Source organism: Streptomyces sp. NBC_00252, from assembly GCF_036187565.1.
In the GTDB taxonomy this organism is placed as follows: Bacteria; Actinomycetota; Actinomycetes; order Streptomycetales; family Streptomycetaceae; genus Streptomyces.
In genome coordinates, this window is sequence record NZ_CP108087.1 from 8,569,266 (window position 1) to 8,585,103 (window position 15,838).

Below are 15,838 nucleotides of genomic sequence, written 5' to 3' on the forward strand. Positions count from 1 at the left end.
CCTCGATGATTCCCGGCGAGATCCTGTTCGCGGACGACCCGATCGTCTACAACGCGGGCCGCGAGGTCACCTCGATGACCGTCCTCAACGCCGCCGACCGGCCCGTCCAGGTCGGCTCCCACTACCACTTCGCCGAGGCCAACCCCGGGCTCGAGTTCGACCGCGCCGCCGCCCGCGGCAAGCGGCTCAACATCGCCGCCGGTACGGCCGTGCGCTTCGAGCCGGGAATCCCCGTCGACGTCGAACTCGTCCCGCTGGCCGGCGCCCGTGTCGTGCCCGGACTGCGCGGGGAGACCGGAGGTGCCCTCGATGCCTGAGATCTCGCGTGGCGCGTACGCGGACCTGTTCGGGCCGACCACCGGTGACCGCATCCGGCTCGCCGACACCGATCTGCTGATCGAGATCGAGGAGGACCGTTCCGGCGGTCCCGGACTCGCCGGCGACGAGGCCGTGTTCGGCGGCGGCAAGGTCATCCGCGAGTCCATGGGCCAGTCCCGTGCCACCCGCGCGGAGGGCACCCCCGACACCGTCATCACCGGTGCCGTGATCGTCGACCACTGGGGCGTCGTCAAGGCCGACGTCGGCATCCGCGACGGCCGGATCACCGGCATCGGCAAGGCCGGCAACCCCGACACCATGGACGGCGTCCACCCCGACCTGGTGATCGGCCCCGAGACCGAGATCATCGCCGGCAACGGACGCATTCTCACGGCCGGTGCCGTCGACGCGCACGTCCACTTCATCTGCCCGCAGATCGCCGACGAGGCCCTCTCCGCCGGGATCACCACCCTGGTCGGCGGCGGCACCGGACCCGCCGAGGGCTCCAAGGCGACCACCGTGACACCGGGTCCCTGGCATCTGGCCCGGATGATGGCGGCGATGGAGCAGTACCCGCTGAACATCGGTTTCCTCGGCAAGGGCAACACCGTCTCGCACGACGCGATGATGTCCCAGATCCGCGGCGGCGCGCTGGGCCTCAAACTGCACGAGGACTGGGGCTCGACCCCGGCCGTCATCGACGCCTCGCTCACCGTCGCCGACCGCACCGGGGTCCAAGTCGCCATCCACACCGACACGTTGAACGAGGCCGGGTTCGTCGGCGACACCCTCGCCGCCATCGCCGGACGCGGCATCCACGCCTACCACACCGAGGGTGCGGGCGGCGGGCACGCGCCGGACATCATGACCGTGGTCTCCGAGCCGCACGTGCTGCCCAGCTCCACCAACCCGACCCGGCCCTACACCGTCAACACCGCCGAGGAACACCTCGACATGCTGATGGTCTGCCACCACCTCAACGCGGCGGTCCCCGAGGACCTGGCCTTCGCCGAGTCCCGCATCCGCCCCTCGACGATCGGCGCGGAGGACATCCTCCACGACCTCGGCGCGATCTCGATCATCTCCTCCGACTCGCAGGCGATGGGGCGCGTGGGCGAGGTGATCCTGCGGACCTGGCAGACGGCGCACGTGATGAAGCGGCGACGGGGGGCGCTGCCCGGGGACGGGCGCGCGGACAACCACCGGGTACGGCGCTATGTCGCCAAGTACACGATCAACCCCGCCCTCGCGCAGGGGCTCGCCCGCGAGATCGGGTCCGTCGAGACCGGCAAGCTCGCCGACCTCGTGCTGTGGGAACCGCCGTTCTTCGGCGTCAAGCCGCACCTCGTCATCAAGGGCGGCCAGATCGCCTACGCGCAGATGGGCGACGCCAACGCGTCCATCCCGACGCCTCAACCCATCCTGCCGCGGCCGATGTTCGGGGCGATCGGACGGGCGCCGGCCGCCAACTCCTTCACCTTCGTCGCCCCGTTGGCGATCGAGGACGGGCTGCCCGAGCGGCTCGACCTCGGGAAGAAGTTCGTCGCCATCGAGTCCACGCGGGGGGTCACGAAGGCGGACATGCGGGAGAACGACGCGCGGCCCCGTGTTCAGGTCGATCCCGACAGCTTCGCCGTGCACATCGACGGCGAGCTGGTCGAGGCCACTCCCGCGGCCGAACTGCCCATGGCCCAGCGGTACTTCCTCTTCTGATGTCCAGGGGAGCGTTGCTGGTTCTGGCCGACGGGCGGTTTCCCGCCGGGGGGCATGCGCACTCCGGCGGGGCGGAGGCCGCCGTCAAGGCCGGGCGGATCACCGGGGCTTCGAGTCTCGGTGCGTTCTGCCGGGGGCGGTTGCACACGGCCGGGCTGGTGTCCGCCGCGGTGGCCGCGGCCGCCGTACTCGGGGCGGATCCGGGGGAGTTGGACCGTGCCGTCGACGCGCGGACGCCGTCGCCCGCGTTGCGGCTCGCCTCGCGGAAGCTGGGGCGGCAACTGATGCGGGCTGCTCGGGCCGCGTGGCCTTCCGGCGAACTCAACGCCCTCGCGGGGGAGTTCCCCAAGGGGGCGCATCAGCCTGTGGTGTTGGGGGTGGTGGCTCGGGCGGCCGGGCTCGGTGCGGAGGACGCGGCGTACTGCGCGGCCTACGAGAGTGTGAGTGGGGCTGCGTCGGCGACGGTGCGGTTGCTGAGTCTTGACCCGTTTGAAGCTACGGCTGTGCTGGCTCGGTTGGCGCCGGAGTTGGACCTTGTTGCCGATCGGGCGGTGGAGGCGGGGCGGGGGGTTGTCGCCGGGGGAGTTGACGAACTGCCTTGTGCGTCGGCGCCGTTGTTGGAGATCGGGGCGGAGGCGCATGCGGCTTGGGCTGTCCGGCTGTTCGCCTCATGACGTGGAGGGTGGTGCTCGCCGTTGCCGGGAGCTCCGCCCCCAGACCCCCGATCGGCCCTGAAGGGGCCTCGTCCTCAAACGCCGGACGGGCTGATCTGTGTCGGCCTGGGCTGACGAGGCCCCGCAGCAGCAAGGCGCCGTAGAGACCAGAAGGATCAGAAAAGGCGTCGTAGAAAAAGAAGGAGCCGCTCTCATGCATCTCGACCACACCCACGACGGCCCCGCCGCCGTCAGCGCGGACGCTCACCGTCCCGACGGGACCCACCGTGCCCTGCGGATCGGGCTCGGCGGGCCCGTCGGTTCGGGTAAGACCGCCACCGTCGCCGCGCTCTGCCGGGCGTTGCGCGACGAGTTGTCCCTCGCTGTCGTCACCAACGACATCTACACCCGCGAGGACGCCGAATTCCTGCTCAGGGAGGCCGTGTTGCCGCCCGAGCGGATCGCTGCCGTCGAGACCGGGGCCTGTCCGCACACCGCTATCCGGGACGACATCTCCGCCAACCTCGAAGCGGTGGAGGATCTTGAGGACGCGGTCGGGCCGTTGGATCTGATCCTGGTGGAGTCCGGTGGGGATAATTTGACCGCCACCTTCTCCAAGGGGCTCGTCGACGCGCAGATCTTCGTGATCGATGTGGCGGGCGGGGACGACATTCCGCGCAAGGGCGGGCCCGGTGTCACCACCGCCGATCTGCTGGTCGTCAACAAGACCGACCTCGCGCCGTATGTCGGGTCGGATCTGGGGCGGATGGCCGCCGACGCGAAGGCGCAGCGAGCCGAACTGCCGGTCGTCTTCCAGTCGTTGCGGACCGAGGCCGGGGTCACCGACGTCGCCGCCTGGGTACGGGAGCGGCTCGCCGCGTGGACGGTGTGATCGCCACCGGGGTCCGGGCCACCGCGCGGATCGTGGCCCGGGAGGACGGGCGGGGCGGTACCGCGCTGCCCGTGCTGGAGGGGGAGGGGCCGCTCGCGCTGCGGCGGACGCGGGCCAGTGGTGCCGAGGCGCGGGTCATGCTCGTCGGGGCGATGAGTGGGCCCCTCGGAGGGGATCACTTCGCCGTGGAGGCGGATGTCGAGCGGGGGGCGCGGTTGCGGGTCGGGTCCGCCGCCGCCACCATCGCGCTGCCGGGGCAGGCCAAGGGCGAGTCGCGGTACGACGTGCGGATCAATGTGGCGGAAGACGGTGAACTGCAGTGGTTGCCCGAGCAGTTGATCTCCGTGTGCGGTAGTGATCTGCGTGTGGTGACCCGGGTCGAGGTCGCCGCCTCCGGCCGGCTCGTGCTGCGTGAGGAGCAGGTGCTGGGGAGGGTGGGGGAGGAGCCCGGGCGGCTCACCAGTCGGCTTGCGCTGCGGGTTGGCGGGCGGGTCGTGCTGGATCAGGCGTTGGCCTGTGGGCCCGGGGCGCCGGGGGGCTGGGACGGGCCCGCCGTTCTCGCGGGGCATCGTGCGGTGGGTCAACTCCTTGTTGTACGGCCGGAGTTCGGCCGGGAGCCGGTCGTGGCGCGCATGCTGGGGGAGTCCGCGGCCCTGGTGCCGCTCGCCGGGCCCGCCGCGCTGGTGACGGCCGTCGCGGCGGACGGGCTGCGGTTGCGACGGGTGCTGGACGAGGCGTTGGCGTCGCTGGCCTGACTATCCGCTGAGCGGTACGTCTGTTTCCGCTTATCGGATTGGTAAAGAAGGTCAACGGACTCTGTTCTCAGGTGGCTCACAGCCGCGAGGATCCACCGAGACCTTGTCGCAACAATGTACGGGGAGGGGCCCACTTGAGGCACAACAGACCGAAGAGCCGGGTGATGGCGTTCGGTTCGGCCGGATTCGCGGCGGCGGCGCTCATAGCCGGCGCCGTGGTGGCACCCACGGCGACCGCGCAGACCAACCAGGCGGCAGCGCACCGGCAGGACAGCGCGGCCCGGGGCGCCGAGCTCGCCGCCGCCCGCGCCGCCAAGGCCGGGATCAACTGGCAGGACTGCCCCGCCGATTGGGCGCTGGCGAAGCCGGTCCAGTGCGGGTGGGTCACCGTGCCGGTCGACTACACCAAGCCCAACGGCAAGAAGATCAAGCTCGCCGTCGACCGCGCCGTCAGCACCGGGACGAAGGCGGAGCGCCAGGGCGCGCTCGTCTACAACCCCGGCGGTCCCGGCGGCTCGGGGCTGCGCTTCCCGCTCCGGGTCACCACCAAGAACCCGCTGTGGGTCAACACCTCCAAGGCGTACGACTTCGTGGGCTTCGACCCGCGCGGTGTCGGCCACTCGGCGCCCATCTCCTGCATCGACCCGCAGGAGTTCGTGAAGGCGCCCAAGGCGGACCCGGTACCGGACAGCACCGCCGACAAGAACGCGCAGCGCAAGCTCGCCCGTGAGTACGCGGACGGCTGCGCCAAGCGCACCGGCCGCACCATGCTCGCGCAGATGACCACGCCGAACACCGCGCGCGACCTCGACGTCATCCGGGCCGCCCTCGGTGAGAAGAAGCTCAACTACCTGGGCGTCTCCTACGGCACCTACCTCGGCGCGGTCTACGGCACGCTGTTCCCGTCCCACCTCCGCCGCATGATCGTCGACAGCGTCGTCAACCCGGCGCGCGACAACATCTGGTACGAGGCCAACCTGGGCCAGGACATCGCCTTCGAGGGCCGCTGGAAGGACTGGGAGGACTGGGTCGCCAAGAACGACGCGGCCTTCCACGTCGGCACCACCCGCGCCGCCGTCCAGGCCAAGTGGCTCGAACTGCGCGCCACCGCCAAGAAGAACCCGCTCGGCGGGGTCGTCGGTCCGGCCGAGCTGCTCGGCTTCTTCCAGGGCGCTCCGTACTACGACTCCTCGTGGGTGCCGGTCGCCACCGCGTTCAGCAAGTACTTCGCCGGTGACCCCCAGCCGCTCATCGACGCGGCCTCGCCGGACCTGTCGGACACCGCGGGCAACATCTCCTCGGAGAACGGCAACGCCGTCTACACGGCCGTCGAGTGCACCGACGCCAAGTGGCCCACCAGCTGGGCGAAGTGGGACAAGGACAACACGGCGCTCAACAAGAAGTACCCGTTCCTGACCTGGTCCAACGCGTGGATGAACCTGCCGTGCGCGACGTGGCCGGTCAAGCAGCAGTCCCCGGTCGAGGTGAAGACCGGCAAGGGTCTGCCGCCCGTCCTCATCGTCCAGTCGCAGCGTGACGCCGCCACCCCGTACGCCGGCGCCGTCGACCTGCACAAGCGTTTCAAGGGCTCCCGTCTCATCACCGAGAAGGACGCGGGTTCGCACGGTGTGACCGGTCTGGTCAACCCGTGCATCAACTCCCGTGTCGACGCCTACCTGTTGACCGGCAAGCTCGACTCGGCCGACTTCACGTGCACCCCGCACGCGACGCCGCAGCCGTGAGCAGCACGTCGTAAGTAGTCAGTCGTAGGCGGTAGTTGTACGTGACGAGGGGCGGCCGGTTCTGAACCGGCCGCCCCTCGTTCCTGTCCGCTCAGGACTGACGTGGCCTCAACTCAGCGGCAGGCGCGGGAACTTGCGCTCCTTCGCCGCTGCCGCCTCCTCCGCCTTGGCGACCGCCGCGTACTGGTCGACGTACTCCTGCTCGGAGAGCTTGAGGATCGCGTACATGATCTCGTCGGTGACGGCGCGGAGGATGGCCTTCTCGTTCTCCATGCCTTCGTAGCGGGAGAAGTCGAGGGGCTTGCCGAAGCGGATCGTCACCGGGTGGACCTTGGGGATGACCTTGCCGGGCGGCTGGGCCTCGAAGGTGCCGATCATCGCGCAGGGGATGACGGGGACTTGGGCCTTCAGTGCCATGACCGCCACGCCTACCTTGCCCTTGTAGAGGCGGCCGTCGTGGGAGCGGGTGCCCTCCGGGTAGATGCCGAGCAACTCGTCCTTGCTCAGGACGCCGAGGCCCTCGCGGATCGCGGCCTGGCCCGCCTCCTTGCCGGAGCGGTCGACCGGGATCTGGCCCGCGCTGCGGAAGAACGTCGCGGTGAGGCGGCCGCGGATGCCGGGGCCGGTGAAGTACTCGGCCTTCGCGAGGAACGTGATCCGGCGCTTGAGGACCGCCGGCATCAGGAAGTGGTCGGCGAAGGAGAGGTGGTTGCCGGCGATGATCGCCGCGCCCGACTCCGGTATGTGGTCCAGGCCCTCGATCCGGGGGCGGAACACCACTCTGAGCAAAGGACCCAGAATGACGTATTTCAGGAGGTAGTAGAACAAGGGGGGTCGCTCCTCACTCCGGCGGGTCGGCTCGACCGACCTGTTCTCGCAGGTCACCCGGTACCTCGTGAGGTGCCAGTGTAGGGGCAGCCGCCGTCCCGTGGAACCGGTGGCGATCAGACGGGAGTTGGGCACGACGGAGGGCGGCGAGATCCCTCCTCGCCGCCCTCCGCCGGTCGGTTCTACCGGGTCACACCTACGCGGTCATGCCCCTGGCGCGCGACCTGCGCCGGTACAGTGCGAAGGCCGTGGTCGCTCCGACTGCCGTGACCAGACCGGCTCCTACGGCGACCGGGAGGGCCGTGGAGGAGTCGCTGGTGGCGGCGACGTTCTGGGCCTTGAGGTCCTGGACGTACGCCGGGTAGGGGGCCTTGGTGGCCGTCGACGAGGTCTGCGTGTAGTGCGGGATGCGCTTGACCGACTTCACCGAGCCGTTCGAGTTCAGCAGCACCTGCTTGTCGTTGGGGTGCCGGAAGTCGAACATGCCGCCCAGGGTGCCCGCCCGCTGGTCGAAGGACGCGTCACCGATGCGGCCGGTGTGCCAGTTGTCCTCGATGAACTGCGTGATCGACGCCTGCTCGGTCGGCGTGTGGTCGATCTTGTTGACCTTGCTGTAGGGCGAGATGACCAGCAGCGGCTGCCGGGTGCCGGGGCCGCAGCGGTCCGCGTAACCGCCCTTGGCGGCCGGACCTGACTGGCAGGCCGGGCTGTCCGTGGCCTTGCCGTTGGAGCCGACGGTCGAGTCCTTGGAGCCGTTCAGGACCTTCGACGTGACGTGGTCGTACCAGCCGTCGGAGTCGTCGTAGGCGAGGACGACCGCCGTCGACTTCCACTCGGGCGACTTCTGGAGGGCGTTGATCTCCTTGATCAGGAAGTTCTGCTCGTCGGTCGGGTCCGAGTAGCCGGCGTGCCCGTCCTGGTACTCGGCCGCCTTCAGGAAGCTCACCGCGGGAAGGTTGTCGGCCTTCAGGGCGGCGTCGAAGTCGGTCAGGTCGTAGTTGTGGTTCGCGCGGCCGTTGTGCCCGATCTCGGCGACCGACTTCGGCGCCAAGTGGTGGGGGTTGGACGTCGACTTGTAGTACTCGAACGGCTCGTGGTGCGGGCTGTAGTCCTCCGAGGCGGCGCCGCCCACGTTGGTGTGGGTGGTGCCGGCGCACTTGGCGAAGTCACCGCTCTTGCCGTCCCACGCGGTGCTGGGCCGGAAGCCGCCCTGGAACCAACCCCAGCTCACGTTCTTGGAGTTGAGGAGGTCACCGATGTTCTTGCCCTGCATCACCGCGAGCGCGCTGGTCGCGGTGTGGTCCTTGTCCGAGCAGTCGTCGAAGGCCGGGTCGGGGTCGTTGACGACCGTGCCGACGCCCTTGGCGTTCGGGGAGACCACGGCGTACGAGTCCGGGGTCGTCGTCTGCTTCGGGTTCTCGGTGCCCGAGGCCGGGTCGACGGAGATCACGCCGTGCGTCTGACCCGATATCAGGTTCAGCGCGCCGGGCGTCGAGGGACCGAAGTTGGAGCTGAACGAGCGGTCGTTGAGGGCGTACTGCTGGGCGTAGTTCCACATCCCCGTGACGGTGTTGCCGTCGTAGTAGTCCATGACCAGGCCGGGCTCACCGAAGAGGCCGGTGCACTTGTTGACCTCGGTGTTCTCGACGTACTTGTCGGCCTTGCCGCCGTCGGCCGCGTACTGCTCGGGGCCGTAGGAGTGGTTCTGGTCGCAGGTCATCGCCTGCGAACTGCTCAGCCGCGTGGGCGTGTAGAGGTTCGGGTTCTTCGTCAGCAGCCCGGCGTTGAGCAGGTTGTCGGCCTTCGGCGTGTGCGCCGCCGCCTTGAACTTGGTGCCGTCGGTGTTCGCGGCCTGGGGGTAGGTGGCGAAGTAGTGGTCGAAGGAGATGTTCTCGTCGTAGATCACGACCACGTGCTTGATCGGCGTCGACGTGTGCGTGCTGCCCGAGGGCTGGTGGCCGTGCGAGGCCGCCGACGCGGGGACCGCCCCGCCCGCGGTGGCCAGGGCCGCGGCGCCGAGCAGGGCGCCCACGCGCGTCAACCGGCGCCGTGCACCGGGGTTTCTTCCTTTGCCGATCATGCTGTCTCGCCTTCCGGGAGCAGTTGTTCTGCTGCCACACCGTCCATGGCCGTGGCACCTACCGCCGTAGCCTGGGCAATGGTGGCGGCGGGGCGGGGGAGCGGCAATGACGTGGGAGCGAACGCCCGGTCAGGAATTTCTCATGGTCTGTTGGCCTGTTCTTGACCCGGCTCTCAGGTCAGCAGGCCACGCCCCAGCCAGTCGGACCCGTCCCGCACACCGGGCAGCGCGAAGAAGTACCCGCCGCCGTACGGCGAGATGTAGTCGACCAGCGGTTCACCGGCCAGCCGCTTCTGCACGTTCTCGAACTGCCGGGCCAGGTCCTGCTGGTAGCAGCAGAACAGCAGCCCCATGTCGAGGTTGCCGTTGCTGTCCATGCCCCGGTCGTAGTTGTAGCCCCGCCGCAGGATGCGCTGGTCGGCACTCTGCGTGGAGCGCGGGTTGGCGAGCCGGATGTGGCTGTCGAGCGGGATCACATCGCCCTGCGGGTCCTGCGCGAAGTTGGGCGTGTCCTTCTCGTGGCGTCCGTCCAGCGGGGCGCCGGTGTCCCGGGCGCGGCCGAACATCCGCTCCTGCTCGGTGATGGAGACCCGGTCCCAGAACTCCACCAACATCCTTATCAGGCGTACGACTTGATAGCTGCCGCCGGTCGCCCAGTCCGGCTCGCCGCTGTTACCGCCCACCCACACGAGGTCGTTCATCGCGCGGGCGTCGGTCACCTCGGGGTTGGAGATGCCGTCCTTGAAGCCCAGGTGGTTGCGCGGGGTGCCCGAGGGGCGCGGCGGACTGATGAACCCGTCGGTGCGCCACCGGACTTGGAGGCCGCCGCGGGTGTGCCGGGTGACATCGCGCAGCGCGTGCAGCACGGTGTCCGGGCTGTCCGCGCAGAACTGCACACTCACATCGCCGTGACACCAGTCGGCGTTCAGGTCGTCGTCCGGGAACGCGGGCATCGCGGTCAGGCGGCGGGGCTTGAGCTTCGCCAGGCCGTAGCGGTCGTCGAAGAGCGAGGCGCCGACGCCCACGGTGACGCTCAGCCGGTCCGCCGGGAGGTCGGGGCCGAGCGTGCCCGAGTCGGAGGGCGGGGCGGTGATGCCCAGGTCCTCCGGGCTGCCGCCGGCGGTCAGGAAGCGGGCCCGTTCGGTCAACGTCCGCAGCAGGTCCGTGAGTTCGGTCCGGTCGGCGGCCGTCGTGTCGAAGGACACGAACGCCGTGGCGCGCTGGGCCGGGGTGATGATCCCGGCCTGATGCGCCCCGTGGAAGGGCACGCTCGCGGCGCCCTGCACCGCTGCGACGGCCGCGCCGCGGTCGGCGGCCACAAGCCCGGCACCGGCCACGGCCGCCGCGCTCGCCAGGAAACCCCGGCGGCCCACTTCGTTCACGCGCTTCACGCGGTCCTCCGTACGTCCGTGAGGGCGGCCACGTCGGCCAGCCGCTCGACCAGTCCACCGAGGTCGGCGTCGACCTTCTCCCTCTGCGGACGGGTGAGTCGGGTCAGTGGCGTCCACTTGCCGGAGTGGTCCAGGCCGTCCAGGGTGTGCTGGGCGCGGTCCATCCAGGTGCCGAGTCCGGCGAACCCCGAGTCCCGGGTCTTCAGCAGCGGGCTCAAGTACCCGAGCAGTGCGCGCGTGCCGTCGAGGTTGGCGCGGGCGGTGGCCAGGTTGGTGCCGCTGCCGTAGTCGGTCCGGCCGGTCAGCTCGAACTGCACGGTGTTCTCCAGAATCTCGTGCGCCCGCAGCCCGGTGTCGGACGGATCCATCCGCTGCGAGGGCCAGCTGCTCTCCAACGCGTGGACGTCCTTGGCGAGTTGATCGGCGGGACCGCGCAACCCGCTCGCCGGCTCGCCGTGCCACAGCCCGTACTCGACCCGGTGGAAGCCGGTGAACCCGGCGTCGTGCACCCCGCCCGCGAGGCCGGCCGTGGTGCCGTTGATCGCCCCGTCCGAGTCGCCGAACGTGCCGTAGGCGGCGCCCATGCGCTCGTAGACGAGGTGTGCGGGCAGCCATGCTTTACGGGCCGCCGCGAGGTCGCCCCGGTCAACGGCGGCACGCAACACGTCCGTCTTCCGGGCGAGTTCGACGGTCCGGGCCTGGATCCACTTCTGGTAGGCGAGCGTCGGCGGGATGAGTTCCTGCTGTGTGATGGGCACTGCGGCGGGCCCGCTCCTCACCTTCGAGCCGGTGATGCGGACGGTGGGTCCCGTCACGGCGTCGGCGTCGTCGGGCAGGCACTTGAAGGCGTACGACCCGTTCCCGAGAGTCACCCCGAGCGGCCGGACGGTACCCGGAGCCAGCCCCTCGACCTCGCCGTAGACGGCACCGGTCCGCACGTCGGTGAGATACACCTCGGCCGCCGTGCTGGACGTGTTGCGCAGCTCGAAGACCTGGTGACCGGCCCGCGGATGCGTCCAGCCGCTGCCGCACCCGGCGGTCGCGACCTCGACGGCGGTGTGCGGAAGCCCGTCGGCGGCGGCAGTGGCCTTCGTCCCGTCCGAGCCGGAGCCGCGCGCCGTGAGCACTCCGGCTCCCACGGCCGCCACGACGACCAGGGCACCGGCCGCGAGCAGCACGGTACGTCGGCGACCGGCACGGGGTGCGGGCGTGGGCGGGCTCAGCTCCGAGGCGGGGATCGGACCGGGCTCGGCATCGGCTTCGGCGCCGCGCGCGGTTTCGGGCACGCCGGGCCTCCAGGGGAGTCGTACGAAAGGTGGCGGTACCAGCGATCTTATGAGGGCGCCATCGCCCGCACCGCGTCCCTTGACTCTGTCCTGACCGGAGGGCGGGCGAGAATTCGCCCGGGGTTCACCGGACGGTCCGTGATCGCCACAGTGCGGTGGGCGGGGGTGCACGGTGGGCTACGGCCGGGCGGGTCGGGTCGACCGCGCTTCGCCCCCGGCGAACGGGTGGCGCCGAAGGGGCCCGGGAACAACGCGGCCCCCTTCGGCGCTGCTCCTGATAACTCGCCGGGTACTCAGAGAAGGGTCGTGAAGGAGATGAATCGGTCAGGGCAGGAGCCGCTCCCGCCGTCAGGTGAAGCGCCGTTGGTGACCACATGCGGCCGCCACGTCGCGGTGAGGCGGCTGCGGCTGGCGATCCCGGAGCGGCCCATCACACGGGTCACCCTGGACGTGGGGCCCGTCGTACGCGGCGAGCCCGGGCTGTGGGCCTCGCTCACCGTCGCGGAGGCCCGTGACCTGGCCCGTCGTCTTCTCGCCCAGGCCGCCCTGGCCGACACGGGCACCGCTGCTCCCGCGGAGCCGAGCGCGGCGGGCAACTAGCCGCCGCCACCGGGGAGTTGCGAGCACCCCCCCTTCACGGGCCCGGCTGGACCGACCTCGTGCGCCGGTCCAGCCACGCCCGCACACCTCAGGCCCCTCGCGTCAGCACCTTCTCCAACGCGCCGATCGCCGACCGGAGTTCGTCCTCCGTGATGGTCAGCGGCGGTGCTAGCCGGATCGTGGAGCCGTGCGTGTCCTTGGCCAACACGCCCTCGCGCATGAGGCGTTCGCTGATCTCGCGCCCGGTGCCGATCGCCGGGTCGACGTCGACGCCCGCCCACAGACCGCGGGCCCGGAAACCGACGACGCCCTTGCCGACCAGCTCGGTCAGTCCGTCCCGCAGGACGAGGCCCAACTCGGAGGCCCTGCGCTGGAATTCACCGGTCTCCAGCAGCTCGACGACCGCCGAGCCGACCGCCGCGGCGAGCGGGTTGCCGCCGAACGTCGACCCGTGCTCACCGGGCTTCAGGACGCTCAGCACCTCGCGCCGCGCGACCACCGCCGACACCGGCACGATGCCGCCGCCCAGCGCCTTGCCGAGCAGCAGCACGTCCGGGACGACCCCCTCGTGCTCGACGGCGAGGGTGCGGCCGGTGCGGCCCAGGCCCGACTGGATCTCGTCCGCGATGAACAAGCAGCCCTTGCGAGTGGTGAGTTCGCGCACACCGGCCAGATAGCCCGCGTCCGGGATGATCACCCCGGCCTCGCCCTGGATCGGCTCGATCAGCACCGCCGCCGTCGTCTCGTCGACCGCCGCCTCCAGCGCCGCGAGGTCGTTGTACGGCACGATCCGGAAGCCCGGCGTGAAGGGACCGAAGCCCGCCCGTGCCGTCTCGTCGGTGGAGAAGCTGACGATCGTCGTCGTACGGCCGTGGAAGTTCTCCGCCGCGACGACGATGGTCGCCTGGTCGGCGGGGACGCCCTTCACGTCGTAGGCCCACTTGCGGGCCACCTTGATGCCGCTCTCGACCGCCTCCGCGCCGGTGTTCATCGGCAGCACCATGTCGAGGCCGGTCAACTCCGCGAGCCGCTCGGCGAATTCGGCGAGCTTGTCGTTGTGGAAGGCGCGCGAGGTGAGCGTCAGCTGGTCGAGCTGGCGGTGGGCCGCCTCGATCAGGGCGGGGTGCCGGTGGCCGAAGTTGAGGGCCGAGTAGCCCGCGAGCATGTCGAGGTAGCGGCGGCCCTCGACGTCCTCCACCCAGGTGCCCTCGGCGCTGGCGACGACCACGGGCAGCGGGTGGTAGTTGTGCGCGAGGACCGGCTCCTCGGCACGGATGAGGTCGGCGGACGTACGGGCGCGGACGGGTGCGGTCATGAGCGGATCTCCTGGGTGCAGCACTTGATGCCGCCGCCGGCCTTGTGGAACTCGGAGAGGTCGACGGGGACGGGGACGTAGCCGCGTTCGGCGAGGCGCGAGGCCAGCACCTCGGCCTGGGGCGCGATGAAGACGTGCAGACCGTCGGAGACGGAGTTGAGCCCGAAGGTCATCGCGTCCTCGCGGGTGGCGAGCACCGCCTCCGGGTACAGCCGCGCGAGCACCTCGCGGCTGCCCGGCGAGAACGCCTCCGGGTAGTAGCAGATGGTGTCCTCGTCCAGGACGAACAGCGCCGTGTCGAGGTGGTAGAAGTACGGGTCGACCAGCGTCAGGCTGATCACCGGGACGCCGAAGAACTCCTGCACCTCGCGATGGGCCTCGCGGGTCGTGCGGAACCCGGTGCCGGCCAGTACGTAGCGGCCGGTCGGGACGAGATCGCCCTCGCCCTCGCTCACCGACTCGGGGCGGTAGACGTCGTAGCCCGCGGCCTTGAACCAGGTGTCGTAGTGGACGGACTCGGGCTGCCGCTCGGGCGCGTGGAAGAGGGAGCCGAAGACGCGGCCGTCGACGACGACCGCCGAGTTCGCGGCGAAGACCATGTCGGGGAGACCGGCCACCGGCGGCACCGTGTCGACGGTGTGGCCGTGGGCGCGGTAGGTGTCGATCAGCGTCCGCCACTGCTCATGGGCGAGATCGACGTCCACCTGGGTGTCGGGGTGCATCCAGGGGTTGATCGCGTACTGCACGGCGAAGTGTCTGGGTTCGCAGACGAGAAAGCGCCGCCGGCGCCGCACACGGGTCTCGGGCACAGAGGGGTTCCTCCGCTTCCTGTGATGACGACTGGGGTTGACACCACGGTAGAAAGCGACAGATACGACCGACAAGGGACAAACGCTGCGCGTATACGCAGTAACGCTGCGTCTTTTCCGGGGTCAGCGCACGTCTGATGCGTCACCTGGGGCCGGATGGGTGGCGCCCGCTTCCGGGCTTTCCGGGAGGAGGTGGGACAGCACCATCACGCTGATCGTCTTCCGGATGAACGGTTCCTGCCGGATGCGCTCCAGCACCTCCTCGAAGTGCTCCACATCGGTGGCCCGTACATGCAGCAGCGCGTCCGCGCCCCCGGTCACGGTCATGGCCGCGGTGATCTCCGGGTGGTTGCGCACCACCTCCGCGAGCCGCCTGGGGGGCGCGGCGCCCTCGCAGTACACCTCCACGTACGCCTCCGTGCGCCAGCCGAGCGCGGACGGCTGCACCGTCGCCGTGAACCCGGTGATCACACCCGTCTCGCGCAGCCGGTCCACGCGCCGCTTCACCGCCGTCGCGGACAGCCCGATCGCCGCCCCGATCTCGGCGAAACTGGTCCGCGCGTTCGCCATCAGCGCGGTGATGATCTTCCGGTCGAGTTCGTCGAACGGGGTGGTCCTGCTGTTCATGTCGGCACTGTATCCAGCGCGAACGTCCACGCCTGGTACATGTCCAGGCGTGCGGATTCCTCCTACACTCCACGTTCATGCTGCGCGCCCTCGCCGTCGACGACGAACGCCCCTCCCTGGAGGAGCTGCTCTATCTGCTGAACGCCGATCCACGCATCGGCAGCGCGGAGGGCGCGGGCGACGCGACCGAGGCGCTGCGCCGCATCAACAGGGCCCTGGAATCAGGCCCGGACGGACCGGAAGCCATTGATGTCGTGTTCCTCGACATCCAGATGCCGGGCCTCGACGGCCTCGACATGGCACGGCTGCTGACCGGTTTCGCCAAGCCGCCGCTCGTCGTGTTCGTCACCGCGCACGAGGACTTCGCCGTACAGGCCTTCGATCTCAAGGCAGTCGACTACGTCCTGAAACCGGTCCGCAAGGAGCGGCTCGCGGAGGCGGTGCGCCGGGCGGCCGAACTCGGCGGCGCCGCACCGCGGATACCCGTGCACGAACCCGACCCCGACCACATCGCCGTCGAACTCGGCGGTGTCACACGGTTCGTGGCCGTCGACGACATCACCCACGTCGAGGCCCAGGGCGACTACGCCCGTCTGCACACCGACCGGGGCAGCCACCTCGTCCGCATCCCGGTGTCCACCCTGGAGGACCGCTGGCGCTCCCGCGGCTTCGTCCGCATCCACCGCCGCCACCTCGTCGCCCTGCGCCACATCGGCGAACTCCGCCTGGACGCAGGGACGGTGAGCGTTCTCGTCGGCGGCGAGGAACTCCAGGTCAGCCGCCGCCACACCCGCGAACTGCGCGACCTGCTGATGCGGAGGTCCTGACG

At 70.3% G+C, this 15,838-nt stretch carries 15 protein-coding genes; 8 read left to right on the top strand and 7 right to left on the bottom strand.

What is annotated here, in order from left to right:
- Nucleotides 1–5: 5 nt before the first annotated feature.
- The 6 genes from OHT77_RS38010 (at nucleotide 6) to OHT77_RS38035 (ending at nucleotide 6,073) form a co-directional block, all read left to right on the top strand.
- Nucleotides 6–317 (top strand): urease subunit beta, encoded by a 312-nt coding sequence (locus OHT77_RS38010; protein WP_328832886.1) that lies wholly within the window; start codon nucleotides 6–8, stop codon nucleotides 315–317.
- Nucleotides 310–2,031 (top strand): urease subunit alpha, encoded by a 1,722-nt coding sequence (locus tag OHT77_RS38015; protein WP_328832887.1) that lies wholly within the window; start codon nucleotides 310–312, stop codon nucleotides 2,029–2,031. Before OHT77_RS38010 ends, OHT77_RS38015 begins: the two co-directional genes overlap by 8 nt.
- Nucleotides 2,031–2,705: an urease accessory protein UreF gene (locus OHT77_RS38020; RefSeq protein WP_328832888.1), complete on the top strand. Its 675-nt coding sequence runs from the start codon at nucleotides 2,031–2,033 to the stop codon at nucleotides 2,703–2,705. The genes OHT77_RS38015 and OHT77_RS38020 overlap by 1 nt, the downstream gene beginning before the upstream one ends.
- 193 nt (nucleotides 2,706–2,898) lie before the next feature.
- Nucleotides 2,899–3,576, top strand: a complete 678-nt coding sequence (gene ureG / locus OHT77_RS38025; RefSeq protein WP_266766677.1) for an urease accessory protein UreG — start codon at nucleotides 2,899–2,901, stop codon at nucleotides 3,574–3,576.
- Entirely contained in the window at nucleotides 3,564–4,331 is a 768-nt protein-coding gene (locus OHT77_RS38030; RefSeq protein WP_328832889.1) for an urease accessory protein UreD, read from the top strand. The genes ureG and OHT77_RS38030 overlap by 13 nt, the downstream gene beginning before the upstream one ends.
- A 164-nt stretch (nucleotides 4,332–4,495) precedes the next feature.
- Nucleotides 4,496–6,073 carry an alpha/beta hydrolase gene (locus OHT77_RS38035; RefSeq protein WP_328834448.1) on the top strand — a complete coding sequence of 526 codons (1,578 nt, stop codon included), beginning with the start codon at nucleotides 4,496–4,498 and terminating at the stop codon, nucleotides 6,071–6,073.
- A gap of 108 nt (nucleotides 6,074–6,181) precedes the next feature.
- On the opposite strand, the gene OHT77_RS38040 is transcribed toward OHT77_RS38035, so the two are convergent.
- From OHT77_RS38040 to OHT77_RS38055, 4 genes are all read right to left on the bottom strand, one after another.
- Entirely contained in the window at nucleotides 6,182–6,901 is a 720-nt protein-coding gene (locus OHT77_RS38040; RefSeq protein WP_328832890.1) for a lysophospholipid acyltransferase family protein, read from the bottom strand.
- A gap of 196 nt (nucleotides 6,902–7,097) precedes the next feature.
- Complete coding sequence (locus tag OHT77_RS38045; protein WP_328832891.1) at nucleotides 7,098–8,981, bottom strand: phospholipase C; 1,884 nt, start codon at nucleotides 8,979–8,981, stop codon at nucleotides 7,098–7,100.
- A gap of 173 nt (nucleotides 8,982–9,154) precedes the next feature.
- Nucleotides 9,155–10,372 (bottom strand): iron uptake transporter deferrochelatase/peroxidase subunit, encoded by a 1,218-nt coding sequence (gene efeB, locus OHT77_RS38050; protein ID WP_328832892.1) that lies wholly within the window; start codon nucleotides 10,370–10,372, stop codon nucleotides 9,155–9,157.
- On the bottom strand, nucleotides 10,369–11,658 hold the full coding sequence (locus OHT77_RS38055; RefSeq protein WP_328832893.1) for an EfeM/EfeO family lipoprotein: 1,290 nt from the start codon (nucleotides 11,656–11,658) through the stop codon (nucleotides 10,369–10,371). Before OHT77_RS38055 ends, efeB begins: the two co-directional genes overlap by 4 nt.
- A 366-nt stretch (nucleotides 11,659–12,024) precedes the next feature.
- Here OHT77_RS38055 and OHT77_RS38060 point away from each other — a divergent pair, with 366 nt between their 5' ends.
- Complete coding sequence (locus OHT77_RS38060) at nucleotides 12,025–12,258, top strand: hypothetical protein (RefSeq protein ID WP_328832894.1); 234 nt, start codon at nucleotides 12,025–12,027, stop codon at nucleotides 12,256–12,258.
- Between the two features lie 88 nt (nucleotides 12,259–12,346).
- Here OHT77_RS38060 and rocD read toward each other — a convergent pair whose 3' ends face one another.
- From rocD to OHT77_RS38075, 3 genes are all read right to left on the bottom strand, one after another.
- Entirely contained in the window at nucleotides 12,347–13,573 is a 1,227-nt protein-coding gene (gene rocD / locus OHT77_RS38065) for an ornithine--oxo-acid transaminase (protein WP_328832895.1), read from the bottom strand.
- A complete protein-coding gene (gene ddaH / locus OHT77_RS38070; protein ID WP_328832897.1) occupies nucleotides 13,570–14,382 on the bottom strand; it encodes a dimethylargininase in 813 nt (270 codons plus the stop codon). Before ddaH ends, rocD begins: the two co-directional genes overlap by 4 nt.
- Before the next feature lie 123 nt (nucleotides 14,383–14,505).
- Nucleotides 14,506–15,009, bottom strand: coding sequence for an Lrp/AsnC family transcriptional regulator (locus tag OHT77_RS38075; protein WP_266766668.1), 504 nt, complete (start codon nucleotides 15,007–15,009; stop codon nucleotides 14,506–14,508).
- Nucleotides 15,010–15,086: 77 nt separating this feature from the next.
- Between OHT77_RS38075 and OHT77_RS38080 the strand changes: the two genes are divergently transcribed.
- Nucleotides 15,087–15,836 (top strand): LytR/AlgR family response regulator transcription factor, encoded by a 750-nt coding sequence (locus OHT77_RS38080; RefSeq protein WP_266766667.1) that lies wholly within the window; start codon nucleotides 15,087–15,089, stop codon nucleotides 15,834–15,836.
- Nucleotides 15,837–15,838 lie beyond the last annotated feature (2 nt).